Origin of the sequence: Priestia sp. TSO9 (genome assembly GCF_021029645.1) — a bacterium.
GTDB lineage: Bacteria > Bacillota > Bacilli > Bacillales > Bacillaceae_H > Priestia > Priestia megaterium_E.
Genome location: NZ_JAJEKD010000007.1, coordinates 1 through 16,050 on the forward strand (window position 1 = coordinate 1; position 16,050 = coordinate 16,050).

Annotated in this window: 12 protein-coding genes, 14 tRNA genes and 2 riboswitches; of the genes, 23 read left to right on the plus strand and 3 right to left on the minus strand. The window is 38.0% G+C overall.

Going from position 1 to position 16,050, the window contains the following annotated elements; all coding sequences use genetic code 11:
• Window positions 1-51 precede the first annotated feature (51 nt).
• The 14 genes from LJC66_RS01955 to LJC66_RS02020 all read left to right on the plus strand — a co-directional run bounded on the left by LJC66_RS01955 (window position 52) and on the right by LJC66_RS02020 (window position 1,420).
• Window positions 52-127: transfer RNA gene (locus tag LJC66_RS01955), tRNA-Val, on the plus strand.
• A gap of 11 nt (window positions 128-138) precedes the next feature.
• Window positions 139-215: transfer RNA gene (locus tag LJC66_RS01960), tRNA-Met, on the plus strand.
• Window positions 216-218: 3 nt separating this feature from the next.
• Window positions 219-294: transfer RNA gene (locus tag LJC66_RS01965), tRNA-Asp, on the plus strand.
• A gap of 15 nt (window positions 295-309) precedes the next feature.
• Window positions 310-385 (plus strand) — tRNA-Phe (locus tag LJC66_RS01970).
• Between the two features lie 25 nt (window positions 386-410).
• A tRNA-Thr gene (locus LJC66_RS01975) sits at window positions 411-486 on the plus strand.
• Between the two features lie 10 nt (window positions 487-496).
• A tRNA-Tyr gene (locus LJC66_RS01980) sits at window positions 497-580 on the plus strand.
• Window positions 581-585: 5 nt separating this feature from the next.
• A tRNA-Trp gene (locus LJC66_RS01985) sits at window positions 586-659 on the plus strand.
• Window positions 660-689: 30 nt separating this feature from the next.
• Window positions 690-765: transfer RNA gene (locus tag LJC66_RS01990), tRNA-His, on the plus strand.
• A gap of 28 nt (window positions 766-793) precedes the next feature.
• A tRNA-Gln gene (locus LJC66_RS01995) sits at window positions 794-868 on the plus strand.
• A 5-nt stretch (window positions 869-873) separates the two neighbouring features.
• Window positions 874-948 (plus strand) — tRNA-Gly (locus tag LJC66_RS02000).
• Between the two features lie 37 nt (window positions 949-985).
• Window positions 986-1,059: transfer RNA gene (locus tag LJC66_RS02005), tRNA-Cys, on the plus strand.
• Window positions 1,060-1,073: 14 nt separating this feature from the next.
• Window positions 1,074-1,162: transfer RNA gene (locus tag LJC66_RS02010), tRNA-Leu, on the plus strand.
• A gap of 30 nt (window positions 1,163-1,192) precedes the next feature.
• Window positions 1,193-1,274 (plus strand) — tRNA-Leu (locus LJC66_RS02015).
• 72 nt (window positions 1,275-1,346) lie between these two features.
• Window positions 1,347-1,420, plus strand: a tRNA-Gly gene (locus tag LJC66_RS02020).
• A 115-nt stretch (window positions 1,421-1,535) separates the two neighbouring features.
• Here the strand turns inward: LJC66_RS02020 and LJC66_RS02025 are convergent.
• Complete coding sequence (locus LJC66_RS02025; protein WP_195695521.1) at window positions 1,536-2,201, minus strand: B3/B4 domain-containing protein; 666 nt, start codon at window positions 2,199-2,201, stop codon at window positions 1,536-1,538.
• Window positions 2,202-2,330: 129 nt separating this feature from the next.
• Between LJC66_RS02025 and queG the strand changes: the two genes are divergently transcribed.
• The 8 genes from queG to LJC66_RS02065 all read left to right on the plus strand — a co-directional run bounded on the left by queG (window position 2,331) and on the right by LJC66_RS02065 (window position 11,747).
• On the plus strand, window positions 2,331-3,467 hold the full coding sequence (gene queG / locus LJC66_RS02030; RefSeq protein WP_050691282.1) for a tRNA epoxyqueuosine(34) reductase QueG: 1,137 nt from the start codon (window positions 2,331-2,333) through the stop codon (window positions 3,465-3,467).
• A 72-nt stretch (window positions 3,468-3,539) separates the two neighbouring features.
• Complete coding sequence (locus LJC66_RS02035; protein WP_195695519.1) at window positions 3,540-4,427, plus strand: amidase domain-containing protein; 888 nt, start codon at window positions 3,540-3,542, stop codon at window positions 4,425-4,427.
• A 64-nt stretch (window positions 4,428-4,491) separates the two neighbouring features.
• On the plus strand, window positions 4,492-4,965 hold the full coding sequence (gene trmL, locus LJC66_RS02040) for a tRNA (uridine(34)/cytosine(34)/5-carboxymethylaminomethyluridine(34)-2'-O)-methyltransferase TrmL (protein WP_230931717.1): 474 nt from the start codon (window positions 4,492-4,494) through the stop codon (window positions 4,963-4,965).
• 458 nt (window positions 4,966-5,423) lie between these two features.
• Window positions 5,424-7,319, plus strand: coding sequence for a PrkA family serine protein kinase (locus tag LJC66_RS02045; RefSeq protein ID WP_013055179.1), 1,896 nt, complete (start codon window positions 5,424-5,426; stop codon window positions 7,317-7,319).
• A 324-nt stretch (window positions 7,320-7,643) separates the two neighbouring features.
• A complete protein-coding gene (gene yhbH, locus LJC66_RS02050) occupies window positions 7,644-8,822 on the plus strand; it encodes a sporulation protein YhbH (protein ID WP_028412691.1) in 1,179 nt (392 codons plus the stop codon).
• A 104-nt stretch (window positions 8,823-8,926) separates the two neighbouring features.
• Window positions 8,927-9,958: a DUF3231 family protein gene (locus LJC66_RS02055; protein WP_230931718.1), complete on the plus strand. Its 1,032-nt coding sequence runs from the start codon at window positions 8,927-8,929 to the stop codon at window positions 9,956-9,958.
• Window positions 9,959-10,102: 144 nt separating this feature from the next.
• On the plus strand, window positions 10,103-10,999 hold the full coding sequence (locus LJC66_RS02060) for a cation diffusion facilitator family transporter (protein WP_230931719.1): 897 nt from the start codon (window positions 10,103-10,105) through the stop codon (window positions 10,997-10,999).
• 292 nt (window positions 11,000-11,291) lie between these two features.
• Window positions 11,292-11,747, plus strand: a complete 456-nt coding sequence (locus LJC66_RS02065; protein WP_223260248.1) for a VanZ family protein — start codon at window positions 11,292-11,294, stop codon at window positions 11,745-11,747.
• 167 nt (window positions 11,748-11,914) lie between these two features.
• Here LJC66_RS02065 and thiC read toward each other — a convergent pair whose 3' ends face one another.
• Together thiC and LJC66_RS02075 are read right to left on the minus strand one after the other, a co-directional pair.
• Window positions 11,915-13,684 carry a phosphomethylpyrimidine synthase ThiC gene (gene thiC, locus LJC66_RS02070; protein ID WP_230931720.1) on the minus strand — a complete coding sequence of 590 codons (1,770 nt, stop codon included), beginning with the start codon at window positions 13,682-13,684 and terminating at the stop codon, window positions 11,915-11,917.
• Window positions 13,685-13,797: 113 nt separating this feature from the next.
• Window positions 13,798-13,912, minus strand: a riboswitch (TPP riboswitch).
• A gap of 81 nt (window positions 13,913-13,993) precedes the next feature.
• On the minus strand, window positions 13,994-14,284 hold the full coding sequence (locus LJC66_RS02075) for a hypothetical protein (RefSeq protein WP_230931721.1): 291 nt from the start codon (window positions 14,282-14,284) through the stop codon (window positions 13,994-13,996).
• A 458-nt stretch (window positions 14,285-14,742) separates the two neighbouring features.
• Between LJC66_RS02075 and LJC66_RS02080 the strand changes: the two genes are divergently transcribed.
• Entirely contained in the window at window positions 14,743-15,567 is an 825-nt protein-coding gene (locus tag LJC66_RS02080) for an undecaprenyl-diphosphate phosphatase (protein WP_014461803.1), read from the plus strand.
• A gap of 273 nt (window positions 15,568-15,840) precedes the next feature.
• Window positions 15,841-15,980: riboswitch (cyclic di-AMP (ydaO/yuaA leader) on the plus strand.
• Window positions 15,981-16,050: the final 70 nt, after the last annotated feature.

Sequence of the window (16,050 nt, forward strand, 5' to 3'; positions counted from 1 at the left end):
ACGGGTTCGAATCCCGTACGGGTCACCATTTATTTTTATCTACATAATAGTGGAGGATTAGCTCAGCTGGGAGAGCACCTGCCTTACAAGCAGGGGGTCGGCGGTTCGATCCCGTCATCCTCCACCATATATTATCATCGCGGGGTGGAGCAGTTCGGTAGCTCGTCGGGCTCATAACCCGAAGGTCGCAGGTTCAAATCCTGTCCCCGCAACCAAGTGGTCCCGTGGTGTAGCGGTTAACATGCCTGCCTGTCACGCAGGAGATCGCGGGTTCGATTCCCGTCGGGACCGCCATTTTAAATTTAATAAGGCTCGGTAGCTCAGTTGGTAGAGCAAAGGACTGAAAATCCTTGTGTCGGCGGTTCGATTCCGTCCCGAGCCACCATTTTAAAAACATTTGTTTTTAAAATGCCGGTGTAGCTCAACTGGTAGAGCAACTGACTTGTAATCAGTAGGTTGGGGGTTCAAGTCCTCTTGCCGGCACCACAGTTATTGTGGAGGGGTAGCGAAGTGGCTAAACGCGGCGGACTGTAAATCCGCTCCTTCGGGTTCGGCAGTTCGAATCTGCCCCCCTCCACCATTTACAGGGGCATAGTTTAAAGGTAGAACTACGGTCTCCAAAACCGTCAGTGTGGGTTCGATTCCTACTGCCCCTGCCAATTATAAAAATAACATTGCATATATACGTGGCGATTGTGGCGAAGTGGTTAACGCACCGGATTGTGGTTCCGGCATTCGTGGGTTCGATTCCCATCAGTCGCCCCATTTATAAACGATATGCATATTCCAATATTGGGCTATCGCCAAGCGGTAAGGCAACGGATTTTGATTCCGTCATGCGTTGGTTCGAATCCAGCTAGCCCAGCCATATTTGCGGAAGTAGTTCAGTGGTAGAACACCACCTTGCCAAGGTGGGGGTCGCGAGTTCGAACCTCGTCTTCCGCTCCAATTTAATTTTAATAAAGTTACTTAGTCTTGAGTAAATGGCGGCATAGCCAAGTGGTAAGGCAGAGGTCTGCAAAACCTTTATCACCGGTTCAAATCCGGTTGCCGCCTCCATTTATTTACAAGCTGCCGGGGTGGTGGAATTGGCAGACACACAGGACTTAAAATCCTGCGGTAGGTGACTACCGTGCCGGTTCAAGTCCGGCCCTCGGCACCATTTATAATTTTAACTTGCCTTTTTTATTTTGCCGATGTGGCGGAATTGGCAGACGCGCACGACTCAAAATCGTGTTCCTTCGGGAGTGTCGGTTCGACCCCGACCATCGGTACTTTAGCTTTACTTGACAGGATGCTTCCTGTTTTTATTTTTACTTATCGGTCGACAAATTTTGATAATATTTGCGGGTGTAGTTTAGTGGTAAAACCTCAGCCTTCCAAGCTGATGTCGTGAGTTCGATTCTCATCACCCGCTCCATACATATTGTTATCACAACGCAGTGTCTCGCTTTCCAAGCTGAGATGTTGCGTTTTTTATTTTTAGCATAAATATAGCGTCTATCTTTTCAAGATAGACGCTATATTTACGTACATCAGTTAATGACTTGATAGGTTGCTTCGCCGCCGTGAATTTGAATGAACATGTCACTTAGGGATTTAGTTAGTTTATAAGCCTGTTCTTCTGAAAGTGAAGGCTTTAAATAAATGAACTGTACAGCTTCTGTTGTCTTTTCAGTTACGTACGCTCGGTTAGAATCGACATAAGGGCTTCCGAAAGCTCCTAGGGCATCTTTTGAAATGATTTTATTTTCTAAAGAAATGTTACGTTCATTTAGAGCTTCATAAGACTCTTCTTTTTTACCGATAGTAAATTCGATGGGAGCTTCTAAATTAGAGGAATCATAAATTCCAATTGGGACTTCATATTGCAATGAAAAAAAGTTATTAATGTCCACTGCAGAATTGATAGAAGGCAAATACGTTTGTTTTCCTATTCTTCTAATTAAAGCTTCTATAGAAGGACGGTATTTACTTGGATCAGTTCCAAATGTTTTGAAAAGCTTTCTCCACTCGCTAACACCTTCAAATTCTGTTACTTTTTTTGACTCAAGGTCGAAATAAATGGATTCTTGAAAGAGGCGTAGACGTCCTTTTAGCATTTGAGGAGAATCACCAACTTCAATATTTTTATACTGAATGATTCCCATTTTAAAAGAAGGGCAAAGCTGTTTAATAGTGGGCGATAATGTAAAGTTCATTTTTTTGATCCTTTCTATTATAATTAGTATTTGTTCGTTTATAGATACCATCCTATCATTTCATTGAGTGAGAAAACAGTTCAATGCATGAATATATAGAATTTCTTAGAAAGGAGGCCATTACTCACTATGAATGCGTATCAGTTGAAGGAAGAAATTATTTCATACAGCAAAGAGATTGGAATCGATAAGGTTGGATTTGCGAGTGCTTCTATGTTTGATGAGTTAAAGAATCGATTGTTAGCACAGCAAGAGTTAGGTTATGCTTCAGGCTTTGAAGAACCTGATATTGAAAAGAGAGTAGATCCCACATTAGTTGTTCCAAAAGCTAGATCTATTATTTCAATTGCACTTGCATATCCTTCTAAATTAAAGGATGCACCAAAGAGCACAAAGGAAGATCGCCGAGGAATCTTTTGCCGTGCTTCTTGGGGGCAAGATTATCATACGGTTCTACGTGATAGGCTTCAAAAGCTTGAAACCTTCATAAAAGAAAAAGTACCTGCAGCTATCCTTCAATCAATGGTAGACACAGGCGAGCTGTCGGACCGAGCTGTAGCAGAAAGAGCTGGTATTGGCTGGAGCGGTAAGAACTGTGCCATTATTACACCTGAATTCGGTTCCTACGTGTATTTAGGAGAAATGATTACAGATATCCCGTTTCCTCCTGATAAACCGATAGAGGACGGTTGTGGTACTTGTAATAAGTGTGTGGACGCGTGCCCTACCGGCGCGCTTGTAACAGGCGGTCAGCTGAATTCGCAGCGATGCATTGCCTTTTTAACTCAAACAAAAGGATTTTTAGCTGAAGAATTTCGAAGTAAATTAGGCAATCGTTTATATGGCTGTGATACATGTCAAACTGTGTGTCCTGAAAATAAAGGAAAAGACTTTCATTTTCACCCTGAGATGGAGCCTGACCCAGAACTTGCGAAGCCTAAATTAAAACCGCTCTTAACGATGAGTAATCGTGAGTTCAAAGAGAAATTTGGACATGTTTCAGGTTCTTGGAGAGGGAAAAAGCCAATTCAGCGTAATGCCATTATTGCACTGGCCCATTTTAAAGATCAAACCGCCGTTCCAGATTTAATTGAGTTAATTAAAAATGACGTTCGCCCTGTCATTCGAGGAACAGCGGCATGGGCGTTAGGCAAAATTGGCGATAAAGAAGCGTTAGATACACTTATGAACTTAAGAGAAAAAGAAAAGGATCAAGAAGTAATGGAAGAAATGTCAAAAGGTATAGAGATGCTTCAAGAGATCTAAACCGTATTTTTATTGATAAAGTTAGCTAATGAGTCATAGCGTATAATAAACGCTTAGAAAAGTGGTGACATTATGCTAACAAAAAGGAATGTATTATATACTTTAATTAAAGCGCGTGCGGACAGCTATGTAAAAGGTGAGCTTCATGAAGACTTTAAGCCTTTCATTGAACAGCAGTGTGAGTTAAAGCGGTCTCTTATAAAAAAAAGAGAAGTTGATGTTTTAAAATGTAATATGAAAGGTTCTATTCAATCTGCTCATACGGATCAGGAAGAAACAAGAGTATTATATAAGGTCCACATTCAGGCATTTTTAAAACAAGACGATTTTTTCTATATAGAAGAAGAAATTGAAGATCGTTTAGCTCTTTTTTATAAAGATACGCTTATTCAAGATGAGCTGCTGGTAAAGGATTTTTCTGAAGATGAAGTTGAAATGGATGTAGAAGAAGTAGAGGAAGGCGAAGAAAGAGCCTCTTATTATGATCGTCTTGCGGCTGTTCAGTATGCAGAAAAACATTGGGATAAACCTAATGAAAGTTATAAGCAGTTTGAGGTAAACTGCACCAACTATATTTCACAGTGTTTGCATGCAGGAAAGGCGCCGATGCGGGGATATCCTAAAAAAGCAAACGGATGGTGGATGAGAGGGAACGCCTGGAGCTATAGCTGGGCAGTTGCTCATTCCATGCACAGCTATTTAAGTAACTCCAAATCAGGACTTCGGGCAGTGAGGAAATCTTCAGCAAGCGAACTTGTCCCGGGAGACGTTATCTGCTACGATTTTGAAGGAGATGGAAGATGGAATCATACGACCATTGTTGTAGCAAAAGACGGTCACGGTATGCCTCTCGTGAATGCGAACACGTATAATAGTCGAATGAGATATTGGGCTTATGAAGATTCAACGGCTTACACGCCAAAGATTAAGTATGATTTTTTCCATATCGTTGATCGGTAAGACTTTCGTTTTAGCAAGTTAGTGGTATAATGATGAATAGATTTGTTAGCAGAGGTGAAAATTTGTGGGAGTACACGTAGTGTTATTTCAACCAGAAATTCCAGCAAATACAGGAAATATTGCGCGAACATGTGCAGCAACAAATACGACGCTGCATTTAGTTCGGCCGTTAGGCTTTTCAACAGATGATAAAATGTTAAAGCGAGCTGGATTGGATTATTGGGAATTTGTCAATGTGGTGTATCATGATTCATTAGAAGAAGTATTCGAAAAGTATCCTGAAGCAGGTTTCTACTTCATCACAAAATTTGGTCAGCGGCCACATACAACATTTGATTATAGTGACTTAGAGCAGGATCATTTCTTCGTATTTGGAAGAGAAACAAAGGGTCTGCCAAAGCACATTATTGAAGAGAACATGGAAAGATGTCTTCGTTTACCGATGACAGAAAATGTTCGTTCTTTAAATTTATCTAATACAGCAGCTATTTTAATCTATGAAGCGCTGCGTCAACAAAATTATGCTGGTTTATCTTAAGTAAAAAGCGAGGTTCAAATTTTATTGAACCTCGCTTTTTTATTTATGTCGACGATGATATGTAGTGGTTATTTTTTAACGCCCGGTTTATCATTGTATCCCGCTCTGAAGATGGATGCTAAAAAAGCAATTGTTACTCCTAATACTAAAAGTAAGCGCATTGATTTTCCTCCTCAATCTAATTAAAAGGATTATATAGCTACTGCAGTTAAAACCGACTTCCCATATCTCATGATGATAATAATGCCAAAATAACTTTTCTAGAGACATAAGTTCTCTAACAAAGTTTAACCGTTCCTTCTTACTCTTTTATTATAGCCAATAAATACTTCACTGTGAATGCCTAGCAAGGACAAATTTCTGAATTTTACAATTTAAAAAGCATGTTCAAACATTTTGCTGCATAGATTGTATTAATCTTGTTCACTAGCACCATAACTAGTAGGGGAGGTCCTTTAATGGATATATTAAAGAAAGTTGAAAGATACCGCGAAGAAGAGAATCGTCTTAAGTGGGAAGGGACATTTGAAGAGTACCTAAAGCTGATTAAAGATGAGCCTTTAATTGCTCAGCCTGCACACTCTAGAGTATACAACATGATAAAGGATGCAGGAATTGAAGAGGTAAATGGTAAAAGACATTATAAATTTTTCAGTGGACAAATGTTTGGACTTGAAGATTCGCTAGAACGCTTGGTGGAAGAATATTTTCATCCAGCTGCAAAGCGCTTAGATGTTCGTAAACGTATTTTACTTTTAATGGGTCCAGTAAGTGGTGGTAAATCGACGCTAGTGACCATGTTAAAAAGAGGGCTTGAAGCTTATTCGCTTACTGATCGAGGAGCTGTTTACGCTATTAAAGGATGCCCAATGCATGAAGATCCGCTGCATTTAATTCCACATCATTTACGTAAAGACTTCTTTGAAGAATATGGTATTCGAATCGAAGGAAACTTATCTCCTTTAAATACAATGCGATTAGAGGAAGAGTATGGCGGCAGAATCGAAGACGTCATTATCGAACGCATTTTCTTCTCAGAGGACAAACGAACGGGAATTGGAACGTTCAGTCCTTCTGATCCGAAATCTCAAGACATTGCCGACCTAACAGGAAGCATTGACTTTTCAACAATTGCAGAGTATGGATCTGAGTCAGATCCGCGTGCTTACCGCTTTGACGGAGAGCTTAATAAAGCAAACCGGGGAATGATGGAGTTCCAGGAGATGTTAAAATGTGATGAGAAATTTTTATGGCATTTACTCTCTTTAACCCAAGAAGGAAACTTTAAAGCAGGAAGATTTGCTTTAATTAGTGCAGATGAATTAATCGTAGCGCATACAAATGAAACAGAGTATCGCTCGTTTATTTCCAATAAGAAAAATGAAGCTTTGCATTCACGAATTATTGTAATGCCTGTTCCATATAACTTAAAAGTGAGTGATGAGGAAAAAATTTATGACAAAATGATTCGTGAAAGTGACGTATCAGATGTTCATATTGCCCCTCATACGTTACGTATTGCGTCTATATTTACTACATTAACGAGATTAAAAGAGCCTAAAAAAGGCGATATTGATTTATTAAAGAAAATGCGCCTATACGACGGTCAATCTGTAGAAGGCTATAACGATGCAGACGTAGAAGAGTTACAAAAAGAGTATACGGATGAAGGAATGAGCGGTATTGATCCTCGTTATGTCATTAATCGCATTTCATCTACCATCATTCGAAAAGATATTAAATCAATCAATGCATTAGATGTACTGCGTTCATTGAAAGAAGGGCTGGCACAGCATGCGTCTATTTCTGCTGAGGATCGAGAGCGTTACCTGAATTATATTTCTCTGGCGCGTAAAGAATATGATGAAATTGCTAAAAAAGAAGTGCAAAAAGCGTTCGTTTATTCGTACGAAGAGTCCGCTAAAACATTAATGGATAATTATTTAGATAATGTTGAAGCATACTGCAACAAAAATAAGCTTCGTGATCCGCTAACAGGAGAAGAGTTAAATCCAGATGATAAATTAATGCGTTCAATTGAAGAACAAATTGGTATTTCAGAAAATGCAAAAAAAGCATTCCGCGAAGAAATCTTAATTCGTATTTCCGCTTATGCACGTAAAGGAAAACGATTTGATTATAATTCCCATGAGCGCTTACGCGAAGCGATTCAGAAAAAATTGTTTGCGGATTTAAAAGACGTAGTGAAAATTACAACGTCCACTAAAACACCAGATGAGCAGCAGCTGAAGAAAGTAAATGAAGTAGTGGCTCGATTGATTGATGAGCATGGATACAATTCAGTATCTGCTAATGAACTGCTGCGCTATGTAGGAAGTTTGTTAAATCGATAACTCAGTACTAACAAGAAAACATGGCACTTCCGATCTGTGCCATGTTTTTCTTATCTCTTAAAATAAACCCTGCATAATTAGGCTAATGTGTAGTACGCATTGCACTTAACCATCATATGATAAGTCATAAACATATACATGACACTAGACACTATAAAATGAATAGTTAATAGTGAAAGAATTAGTTAGCAAGTATACCATTCTTGCGCATAGGATAAGAGTAACCAACCTTTGAACTAAAGGTATTTGTCAGAAACTTTCGGTATAGCTTATGCATGCCGAGTAAAAACGTGCAGGTGTTTTTTTAATAAGGAGGGGAATAGCGTGGGAAAAGAAGTAGATAAAAGTTTTGCTGTCTCAAAAGAAGACTGGTCCCTCCATCGTAAAGGCCACGATGATCAAAAAAGACATCAAGAAAAAATTAAAGAAGCAATTAAAAATAATTTACCGGATTTAATTACAGAAGAAAATATCGTGATGTCCAATGGAAGAGAAGTTGTTAAAATTCCGATCAAATCATTGGATGAATATCGAATTCGGTACAATTATGATAAAAACAAACATGTGGGTCAAGGTGATGGAGACAGTAAAGTTGGGGATGTAGTAGCACGTGACGGATCTGCTGGAGATGGTCAAAAAGGAGCAGGAAAAGGTCAAGGAGCAGGAGACCAGGCTGGAGAAGACTACTTTGAAGCGGAAGTGTCACTCATGGAGCTTCAAGAGGCTTTATTTGCTCAATTAGAATTGCCTAATCTTCAGCGAAAAGAATCTGATCAAATTGTTGTGGAACACATTGAATTTAATGATATACGACGTACAGGTTTGATGGGGAATATTGATAAAAAACGAACGATGATGAGCGCTTATAAGCGAAACGCAATGACAGGAAAGCCTGCTTTTCATCCTATTTATCCGGAGGATTTAAAATTCAAAACGTGGAATGAAGTTATAAAGCCGGAATCGAAAGCAGTCGTCTTAGCTATGATGGATACGAGCGGTTCGATGGGCATATGGGAAAAATATATGGCACGAAGCTTTTTCTTTTGGATGACACGCTTTTTACGTACGAAATATGAAACAGTGGAAATTGAGTTTATTGCCCATCATACAGAGGCAAAAGTAGTATCAGAAGAAGACTTCTTCTCCAAAGGAGAAAGCGGGGGAACCATTTGCTCATCTGCTTACCGAAAAGCGCTTGAATTAATTAACCAAAAGTATGATCCGAGCCGCTATAATATTTACCCGTTTCATTTTTCAGATGGAGATAATTTAACTTCAGATAACGCAAGGTGTGTAAAGTTAGTAAATGAATTAATGAAAGTGTCAAATATGTTTGGGTATGGAGAAGTGAATCAGTACAATCGACATTCCACTTTAATGTCTGCTTACAAAAATATTCAAGACGAAAGTTTTAGACACTTTATTTTAAAACAAAAATCAGACGTTTTTCACGCGATGAAAAGCTTTTTTAGAAAAGAAACAGAAGACCAGAAATATGCTTAACCTAAAAGGCCTAGACTTGTTATCTAGGTCTTTTTTATGCGGTTTATTCAGCGCTTCTTTGGAGATAGTAAAAGTACGACTTTATCCAAAAGGAGAATAAGTGAATGAACGAAAATATAAAGAGCGAAATGCAAAAACATCAACAAAATGAGCGGTTGAACGCAGCTGAGTTAGGTTACTTATGGGCGCAATATTTAGGCGATACGCTGTATGTATGTGTTCTTGGGTATTTTCTATCTGTTGTAAAAGATGCCGAGATTAAGGAGCTCTTAAAAAAAGCCCATCAGATTTCACAAACTCATGTAGACGAATTGACGGAATTATTCAGTTCGGAAAAAATTCCAATACCAGTAGGTTTTGGGGAACAAGATGTGAACAAAGGAGTTCCTGCTTTATTTGATGATATTTTTATGGCTATTTATGTAAATGAAATGGCAATTGGAGGTATGAAGAAATATGCTAGAGCGCTAAGCGCAGTGAGAAGGCAAGATATTTATGATCACCTGTCTCGATGTGTAAAAGAAAGCGACAGCCTTTTAGAGGATTCTAACCACGTTATTTTAAGAAAAAGCATGCTGATGAGACCTCCGGTTATTCCTTATCCTGTAAAAGTAAATTTTGTGGACGAGAAAACGTTTATATCACCATTTTTCTCTCAAATGCATCCTCTAACTTCTTTGGAGGTTACGGCTATTCAAGAAATTGTTAATACAAATGTATTAGGTAAAACGCTGATGCTGGCATTTAGTCAAGTAGCTACCACACAAAAATTACGCTCTTATTTTTTTGATGGAGTCAAGCTTGCGAGTAAGCAAATCAAGCAATTCACTGAGTTATTGTCTGAAGCTGACCTACCAAGTCCGCGTCTGCTTGATGCGTATGTAACCAACTCAACGATTTCACCGTTTTCAGATAAACTGATGATGTATCATACTTCCACAGCTGTGACGATCGCTATTGATAACTGTGGTGCTGGCTTGTCTATGTCGTTCCGTTCAGATGTCGCAGTAGAATTTTCTCAGCTAATCGGGCGTATAGGGAAGTATGGAAAAGATGGAATTCGGATTATGATTGAGCAAGGTTGGATGGAAGAACCTCCAATGGCAACAGACCGTAAGAAGTTGGCGGAGAAATAATAAGGAGTATGTTGTAGATTATCAGTAATTTTGCGGTACTGAAACATATATAGCTAAGCGAAAATAGGTTGCTCTAGACCCACTTGAATGAGCAGTGATAAGATAAAAAAGCTGATTTTTCAAGAAGTAAGTCGAGGTGTGCAAATGAACAACAGTATAAGGGAGTCCATTGCGAAAAAAGTAGCATGGATTAGCGTATGGAGCAATATTGCCCTTACGCTAGGAAAAGTAATAGTAGGATGGATTGGAAATAGTGATGCTGTATTTGCTGATGGTATTCACTCTGCAGCGGACGTATTTGCCTCTATTATCGTCTTGTTGGTTATACGAGTAGCAAATAAACCAGCAGATGATGACCATCCATATGGACATGGAAAAGCAGAAGTGATTGTCTCAGGAATCGTAGGAATTATTTTATTGCTTGTATCATTTTATGTGGTATTTGAAGGAGTCGTTGGTTTATTCCATCCGGTCGTATCTCCAAATATTTTAGCTATGTGGATTGCTGTTATTTCATACATAGCAAAGGTATTGTTGTACCGTTATTCTTTAAACGTAGCGAAGCAGCACCACAGTAAGGCAATTGAGGCAATTGCCTTTGATCATAAAGCGGATATTGTTGCTTCTATCGCAGCGGCAATTGGTGTTTTATTATCGATTATTGGTGATAAATTGGATGTTCAACTGCTGTTATACGGAGATAAAATAGCCAGCATCTTTGTTGCTTATTTAATTTTTAATATTGCCAGACAAATGATGGGAGAGTCTTTTCAAATTTTAATGGAAGGCAATATTGATGAAGAGCTACTGAAAGAACTTGAAGAAAGCATTTATGAATTTGAAGATGTGAAGCGGATTGATCGCGTTCGAGCAAGAGAACATGGCCATTACATATTAGTGGATGTACGTATTTCAATTGACCACTTTAAAACAATTAAGGAAGGTCATGATTTAGGACGAGAAATTAAAGCAACACTTATGAAAAAACATGATAATATTCAGGAAGTATTAATCCATTTGAATCCTTATTATCCAGACTAAATAAGAAGCAGCGAATTGTTATATCGCTGCTTCTTATTATTTATAGATGTAGAAATTAGTGAAATAAGTATAATAAAATAATGAGGTTTTATAATCGAAAATGTATAAGGATTCTTATTTTTTACTTATAAAGAATCAAGTTTAATAAAATTGTATAAAAGGGAATTGTATTTATTTATTGATGTGATAGGATAAAAAAGCATGTAAATACATTCACTACGAATGAAAGCAGTGGACGGGTACATATAGATAATAATAAATGGTTTTGGGAGTCAAAGAAGGTGATGTTGAAGTGAATGTAAGCATCAGATCAATCGTTAAAAAAGTCATGTTCACTCTATTTATTGCGTATGCGGCAGTGGTCATCTATGCTACTCTCATACGGGAAAACGAACATGTTTACGGAAAAGCAATGAACTTGGATTTATTTAGCACGATCCGGCTGATGTGGGAAAGCGGTAATATAATGCTCACTCTGACAAATATATTAGGAAATATTGTGATGTTTGCGCCGCTTGGAATGTTTATTCCTTTGTTTATGAAGTGGTTTGATGGTTTTATTCAAGTGTTTACGACGGGTTTCTTAATCAGTTTTCTGATTGAAATTTTACAGTACAAGCTAACGGAACGAGTATTTGATATTGATGATATCTTTTTGAACACTCTAGGTACATTTATAGGCTGGGTTATTATTAAAATACTATATTGGATTAAGAACATGCTGAAAGCACGTTTCAAAAAAAGATGAAAGGACTTCTTTACGAAGTCCTTTTTGCATCTTGTTGATAGAAACACTTAATACAGCGCTTTACGGAAGAATGTGAGGATTCAACGATAATGTGCTGACAATTTTGCTGAACAAATAATAACTTTCTTTCAAGCAGCTTAATTTGTTCTTTAAGCTGTTCTACTTCATTATTGATAGATATTTGAACCACTGTTAACAAACTCTTTAGCTTTTTCTTTCATTCCTTCTTCTCTTACTTCGTTTACATCTTTTTCATTTTGTTGAGCCATGTTACGAATATCCTGAGAAATACGCATCGAACAGAATTTAGGTCCACACATTGAACAGAAATGGGCTGTTTTAGCACCTTCAGCGGGAAGTGTTTCATCGTGATATTCTTTTGCGCGCTCTGGATCTAGTGACAGGTTAAATTGATCATTCCATCTAAATTCAAATCTTGCTTTAGACAGCGCGTTATCGCGTTTTTGTGCTCCTGGATGGCCTTTTGCTAGGTCAGCGGCATGCGCAGCAATTTTATAGGTGATAACGCCTTCTCGAACGTCTTCTTTATTCGGCAGACCTAAATGTTCTTTTGGCGTTACGTAGCAAAGCATAGCTGTCCCAAACCAGCCAATCATTGCAGCCCCAATACCTGATGTAATATGGTCATAGCCTGGAGCGATGTCGGTTGTAAGCGGTCCAAGAGTATAGAAGGGAGCTTCTTGGCATATTTCCATTTGTTTATCTACGTTTTCTTTGATGAGGTGCATAGGGACATGTCCAGGACCTTCAATCATAACTTGAACATCGTGTTTCCAAGCAATTTTAGTTAATTCACCGAGCGTTTCTAACTCACCGAACTGTGCCTCATCATTAGCATCTGCAATGGAACCAGGACGTAGTCCATCGCCAAGGGAAATAGAAATATCGTATGCTTTACAGATTTCACAGATTTCTTCAAAGCGAGTATATAAAAAGTTCTCTTCATGATGAGCTAAACACCACTGCGCCAAGATGGATCCTCCGCGTGAAACAATACCTGTCGTACGTTTCGCTGTCAGAGGAATATAGCGTAAAAGAACACCTGCGTGAATAGTAAAGTAATCAACACCTTGTTCTGCTTGTTCAATTAATGTATCGCGATATGCTTCCCACGTTAGATCTTCTGCTACGCCTTTTACTTTTTCAAGCGCTTGGTAAATAGGAACGGTCCCTACAGGAACAGGCGAGTTGCGGATAATCCATTCGCGCGTTGTGTGGATATCCTTTCCTGTTGATAAATCCATAATTGTATCGGCTCCCCAACGCGTTGCCCATGTCATTTTTTCTACTTCATCTTCAATAGCTGAACGAATAGCTGAATTTCCGATATTAGCATTGATTTTCACGTGGAATTTGCGGCCGATAATCATCGGTTCGCTCTCAGGGTGATTGATATTATTAGGGATAATGGCACGTCCTCTTGCTACTTCTTCACGCACGACTTCAGGATCCATCTGTTCACGAATAGCGATAAATTCCATTTCGGGCGTGATGATTCCTTTTTTCGCATAGTGCATTTGCGTTACATTTTGATTTTTTTTCGCGCGCAGCGGTAAACGATTAGTGATAAAGCGCTCGTACTGATCTCTTGGATCACCATCATAATAACCGTTATCCTGTGGCTGAACCGTACGGCCTTGATATGTTTCTACATCGTTTCGTTCTGCAATCCACTTTTCGCGCAGAGCCGGTAATCCTTTTTGTAAATTAATTTCATAACGGGGATCTGTATAAACACCGCTCGTGTCGTATACACGTACGGGACTATTTTCTTCTTCCCCAAAAGATCCTGTAGTAGGAGACTGATGAATTTCACGCATAGGCACTTTAAGGTCTTCTCTGGATCCTTGGACATATACTTTGTGACTGTTTGGAAAAGGCTTTTTCATAGAAACTGATACATTTTGTTTTGACATTACATATTCCTCCGGTTTCGCATAAAGTGTAGCTATACCGAACCATAAAAAAATCGGGTTCTGTGATAGACAGAACCCGATGGAATAGGCGAAAAAAGAATAAACATATACTATTCTTTTCAAGACTACTTCCCTCCGCTGGTATAACCCAAATCAGGTTCAAAGGGTTAAAGAGTTTTATTGCACTCTTCTCTCAGTCTGAGCTATCAGACACCCCTAGTAGAAATAACATTCAAATTATTCAATTTACGGCTTAAGTTTACCATCATTCGGTAAAAAATCAACCCTTAAATAAAAAAAGCTAGACAATTAACGTTGTCTAGCAGCATCGATTGCAATCACAATAGCTGTAATAATGTGCATGATAAACCCTAAAAATGGAATCCAAGCAACCAGTGAAGTAACAATCCCTAGTATGTTTCCATAGGAAGATAACCCTCTTCTATTAGCTAAAATGAGCGTGATAGCATGAAGAATAAATCCAATAAAAAGAGGAGTATAACTAAAGCCCATAACAATCCCCGCGCCAATTAAAGGAATTCCAAGCAAGGCTTCATACCCAGCAGTCACCCATTTCATTGTACGTACATTTCCATTCATAGTAAAAAGCCTCCTAAAAAAGATACTACTATAATACGAGTAAAGAGAGAAAAAAGTTTCAAATTACTTAGGGGATATGCCGTATAAGCAAGCACTAGTTGATTAAAATGATAGATGACAGTAAAGGGGATGGAAAAAACATAATGATTTAGTCATTTTTGTACACTAAAGAAAAATAGTCTAGATGATTCATTTTTAGCTAAGGGACCGGAATTTATACCGAACATAGTGACTGCTTTCTAAAATAAATAAAAGCTGATATCGTGTTTTTTGGTTCTAGCATGTAAGGTTTTTATTACAAATTATTAAAGATTCTTATCTTTTTGCAAATACACATTGTATTTCATAGTTTTAACAATTATGATAAAAAAGCAAGTGTCAAAATAGGAAAATAGTTGAGCATGTAAAACGAAGCGATAAGCTTATTAATTTGAAAGAAAGGCAAGGTATATAGCTTTATGTGGGAAATTATTGTAGCAATCATTTTAGGGATTGTAGAAGGTTTAACAGAGTTTGCTCCTGTTTCGTCAACTGGGCATATGATTATTGTGGATGACCTGTGGTTAAATTCAAAAGAATTATTTTCATCTCCAGTAGCTAATACATTTAAAATTGTTATTCAGCTAGGGTCGATCTTAGCAGTAGTTGTTATTTTTAAAGATCGTTTTATTAATTTATTAGGATTGGGAAAAAAACCAGCTGCTCCAATTGGACCGACAAATCGCTTGAATTTAATGCAGGTAATTGTTGGTCTGTTACCCGCAGGAGTGTTAGGACTTTTGTTTGATGATTACATTGATGAACATTTGTTTTCTTTAAATACGGTGCTAATTGGCTTAGTAGTCGGAGCTGTATTAATGATTCTAGCAGATTTGTTTGGACCTAAACGTCCGCGTGTAGAGACGGTGGACCAAATGTCTTATGGACAAGCACTGGGTATAGGACTGTTTCAATGTATTGCTCTTTGGCCAGGTTTTTCTCGTTCAGGCTCAACGATTTCAGGAGGGGTTCTTCTTGGAATGAGCCATAAGGCAGCCGCAGATTTTACATTTATTATGGCAGTGCCAATCATGGCAGGAGCAAGCGGACTTTCATTGATTAAAAACTGGCAGTACTTCACATCAGATGCACTACCGTTTTTTATTGCCGGTTTTATCAGCGCCTTTATTTTTGCGCTAGTATCCATTCGTTTTTTCCTAAAATTAATTAATCGCATCAAATTAGTGCCATTTGCAATTTATCGAATTGTTTTAGCAGCTATTCTATATTTTGTATTTTTATAAAATAAATACGGGTGTTCTTTAGTCCCTTAAACTTCTAATAGAGACTCAAAGAGCAAGAAAAAGCTATTGCAATGTTGCAATAGCTTTTTTGCATAAATATATATTATCGCCTTTTGAAAGCGTTTTATAAACATAGGTATTGACAAAACGTGTCGAAAAATAGTAAATTAATATTTGTGCAGTATAAAGTTAAGTAAAAGTAAGACTTCTGTTTAGTTTTATTGACTGTAAAAAACGTATGACAACGTATAGATCGTTTTAATTTTATAAAAACTGAATAATAAGCTTAATCGTATAGAGCGGGGGAATCATTATCGGCAGTAAAGCTGCCTTGGGGTGAATCCTTACAAAAGGTAGGAAACTCTCAATTCCGAATCCGACAGTTAACCCCGTTTGCTTTATTGAGAGAAAGAGCCCAAAATAGCGTAAGTAAAAGGCTGTTCTTTCTTAAGAATAGTCTTTTTTTGTTTTTTCAGAAAAGTA

Bases quoted from the DNA above. Each gene is read 5' to 3' on its own strand.
- LJC66_RS02075 (WP_230931721.1), bottom strand. From the start codon at position 14,284: ATGAATGGAAATGTACGTACAATGAAATGGGTGACTGCTGGGTATGAA.
- LJC66_RS02055 (WP_230931718.1), top strand. From the start codon at position 8,927: ATGAACGAAAATATAAAGAGCGAAATGCAAAAACATCAACAAAATGAG.
- queG (WP_050691282.1), top strand. From the start codon at position 2,331: ATGAATGCGTATCAGTTGAAGGAAGAAATTATTTCATACAGCAAAGAG.
- LJC66_RS02035 (WP_195695519.1), top strand. From the start codon at position 3,540: ATGCTAACAAAAAGGAATGTATTATATACTTTAATTAAAGCGCGTGCG.
- LJC66_RS02045 (WP_013055179.1), top strand. From the start codon at position 5,424: ATGGATATATTAAAGAAAGTTGAAAGATACCGCGAAGAAGAGAATCGT.
- LJC66_RS02080 (WP_014461803.1), top strand. From the start codon at position 14,743: ATGTGGGAAATTATTGTAGCAATCATTTTAGGGATTGTAGAAGGTTTA.
- thiC (WP_230931720.1), bottom strand. From the start codon at position 13,684: ATGTCAAAACAAAATGTATCAGTTTCTATGAAAAAGCCTTTTCCAAAC.
- LJC66_RS02060 (WP_230931719.1), top strand. From the start codon at position 10,103: ATGAACAACAGTATAAGGGAGTCCATTGCGAAAAAAGTAGCATGGATT.
- LJC66_RS02025 (WP_195695521.1), bottom strand. From the start codon at position 2,201: ATGAACTTTACATTATCGCCCACTATTAAACAGCTTTGCCCTTCTTTT.